The following is a 3,452-nucleotide window of genomic DNA, read 5'->3' on the forward strand; positions in this document are numbered from 1 at the left end:
TGATGCTTCCGATCTCAGTACGCTCTGCTTGCAGGGTTGGAACGGGTCGGGGTGGAGGTCCTGGCTGGTGCACGTTGTTGGGTCCTGAGGGACCAGGCTTCCCATGCCTTCGGGTGTGGGGGTTGGGCCGCACGGGTCGTGAAGATCTGTGGGGGTCCTTCGTTGGGCCAGGGTGAAGCAGTCCGTTGTGATTGTGGAGCGCTGGTGCCGATCGTATGTTGAGAACTACACAGTGGACGCGAGCATCTTTAGATCGCTCGTAACGATGATCGCCTTCGGGTGGTCGTGGTTGACGAGTCGATCGCAATTTTAATCTTTGTGGTCAAGTTTCTAAGAGCAAACGGTGGATGCCTTGGCATCTGGAGCCGAAGAAGGACGTAGAAATCTGCGATAAGCCTCGGGGAGCTGATAATCGAGCTGTGAGCCGAGGATTTCCGAATGGGGAAACCCCGCCAGGCGCTTTTGTGACCTGGTGACTCCCGCCTGAATATATAGGGCGGGTAGAGGGAACGTGGGGAAGTGAAACATCTCAGTACCCACAGGAAGAGAAAACAACATGTGATTCCGTGAGTAGTGGCGAGCGAAAGCGGATGAGGCTAAACCGATCATGTGTGATAGCCGGCGGGCGTTGCATGGTCGGGGTTGTGGGACACGTCACTCAGTTCTGCCGGACTGGGGCGGTTACAGCGCATCATAGTCGAACCGGTTTGAAAGCCGGGCCGTAGTGGGTGCCAGCCCCGTAGACGAAATGGTGTTATGGCCGGATGTGTATCCCAAGTAGCACGGGGCCCGAGAAATCCCGTGTGAATCTGTCAGGACCACCTGATAAGCCTAAATACTCCCAGATGACCGATAGCGGACAAGTACCGTGAGGGAAAGGTGAAAAGTACCCCGGGAGGGGAGTGAAATAGTACCTGAAACCGTTTGCTTACAAACCGTCGGAGCACCCTTGTTGGTGTGACGGCGTGCCTTTTGAAGAATGAGCCTGCGAGTTAGTGATATGTGGCGAGGTTAACCCGTGTGGGGCAGCCGTAGCGAAAGCGAGTCTGAATAGGGCGATTCAGTCGCATGTCCTAGACCCGAAGCGAAGTGATCTATCCATGGCCAGGTTGAAGCGACGGTAAGACGTCGTGGAGGACCGAACCCACTTCAGTTGAAAATGGAGGGGATGAGCTGTGGATAGGGGTGAAAGGCCAATCAAACTTCGTGATAGCTGGTTCTCTCCGAAATGCATTTAGGTGCAGCGTTGCGTGTTTCTCGCCGGAGGTAGAGCTACTGGATGGCCGATGGGCCTCAACAGGTTACTGACGTCAGCCAAACTCCGAATGCCGGTGAGTGAGAGCGCAGCAGTGAGACGGTGGGGGATAAGCTTCATCGTCGAGAGGGAAACAACCCAGACTACCAACTAAGGCCCCTAAGCGTGTGCTAAGTGGGAAAGGATGTGGAGTTGCATAGACAACCAGGAGGTTGGCTTAGAAGCAGCCACCCTTGAAAGAGTGCGTAATAGCTCACTGGTCAAGTGATTCCGCGCCGACAATGTAACGGGGCTCAAGCACACCGCCGAAGTTGTAGATTTCGCACTATAGACAAGCCTTCGTGGTTCAGTCGTGCGGAGTGGTAGGAGAGCGTCGTGTGGCGAGTGAAGCGGCGGAGTGATCCAGCCGTGGACGCTACACGAGTGAGAATGCAGGCATGAGTAGCGAAAGACGGGTGAGAAACCCGTCCTCCGAAAGACCAAGGGTTCCAGGGCCAGGTTAATCCGCCCTGGGTAAGTCGGGACCTAAGGCGAGGCCGACAGGCGTAGTCGATGGACAACGGGTTGATATTCCCGTACCGGCGAACAACCGCCCAAGCTAATCCAGTGGTGCTAAGAGTCCTAACCCGGATCAACCGGATCCCTTCGGGGTGATGGTGGCCGGTCTAACGCTCGACCCCATGCTGGTGCGGTTAGCGTATGAACAGGTGTGACGCAGGAAGGTAGCTGAGCCAGGCGATGGTATCCGTAAGGTGAACCTGGTGTAAGGATGTAGGGCTGACGATAGGCAAATCCGTCGTCTGTACGCCTGAGATCCGACGCGTACCCGTAAGGGGAAATCAGTGATCCTATGCTGCCGAGAAAAGCATCGACGCGAGGTTGCAGCCGCCCGTACCCGAAACCGACTCAGGTGGTCAGGTAGAGAATACCAAGGAGATCGAGAGAATCGTGGTTAAGGAACTCGGCAAAATGCCCCCGTAACTTCGGGAGAAGGGGGGCCGGACACGTGACCGGATTTACTCCGTGAGCGTTGAAGGCCGCAGAGACCAGTGGGAAGCGACTGTTTACTAAAAACACAGGTCCGTGCGAAGTCGCAAGACGATGTATACGGACTGACGCCTGCCCGGTGCTGGAAGGTTAAGAGGAGGGGTTAGCCTTTGGGCGAAGCTCTGAATTTAAGCCCCAGTAAACGGCGGTGGTAACTATAACCATCCTAAGGTAGCGAAATTCCTTGTCGGGTAAGTTCCGACCTGCACGAATGGCGTAACGACTTCCCAGCTGTCTCAACCGCGAACTCGGCGAAATTGCACTACGAGTAAAGATGCTCGTTACGCGCAGCAGGACGGAAAGACCCCGTGACCTTTACTACAGTTTGGTATTGGTGTTCGGTGTGGCTTGTGTAGGATAGGTGGGAGACTGTGAAGCGGGCACGCTAGTGTTCGTGGAGTCATTGTTGAAATACCACTCTGGTCACTCTGGATGTCTAACGTAGGACCCTGATCGGGTTCATGGACAGTGCCTGATGGGTAGTTTAACTGGGGCGGTTGCCTCCCAAAGAGTAACGGAGGCGCCCAAAGGTTCCCTCAACCTGGTTGGCAATCAGGTGGCGAGTGTAAGTGCACAAGGGAGCTTGACTGTGAGACTGACAGGTCGAGCAGGGACGAAAGTCGGGACTAGTGATCCGGCAGTGGCTTGTGGAAGCGCTGTCGCTCAACGGATAAAAGGTACCTCGGGGATAACAGGCTGATCTTGCCCAAGAGTCCATATCGACGGCATGGTTTGGCACCTCGATGTCGGCTCGTCGCATCCTGGGGCTGGAGTAGGTCCCAAGGGTTGGGCTGTTCGCCCATTAAAGCGGTACGCGAGCTGGGTTTAGAACGTCGTGAGACAGTTCGGTCCCTATCCGCTGCGCGCGTTGGAAATTTGAGAAGATCTATCCCTAGTACGAGAGGACCGGGATGGACGAACCTCTGGTGTGTCAGTTGTTCTGCCAAGGGCACCGCTGATTAGCTACGTTCGGACCGGATAACCGCTGAAAGCATCTAAGCGGGAAGCCGTCTTCGAGATGAGATTTCCATGCACCTTGAGTGTGAGAGGCTCCCAGCAGACTACTGGGTTGATAGGCCGGATGTGGAAGCGGGGACTAACGACCCGTGGAGCTGACCGGTACTAATAAGCCGAAGACTTGACAACACAA

Annotated in this window: 1 rRNA gene; it reads left to right on the plus strand. The window is 55.4% G+C overall.

The window, feature by feature from the left end:
- Window positions 1-320 precede the first annotated feature (320 nt).
- Window positions 321-3,448 (plus strand): 23S ribosomal RNA (locus EDF55_RS18570).
- Window positions 3,449-3,452: the final 4 nt, after the last annotated feature.

The sequence above is a fragment of the Curtobacterium sp. ZW137 genome (assembly GCF_003762905.1).
In the GTDB taxonomy this organism is placed as follows: domain Bacteria; phylum Actinomycetota; class Actinomycetes; order Actinomycetales; family Microbacteriaceae; genus Curtobacterium.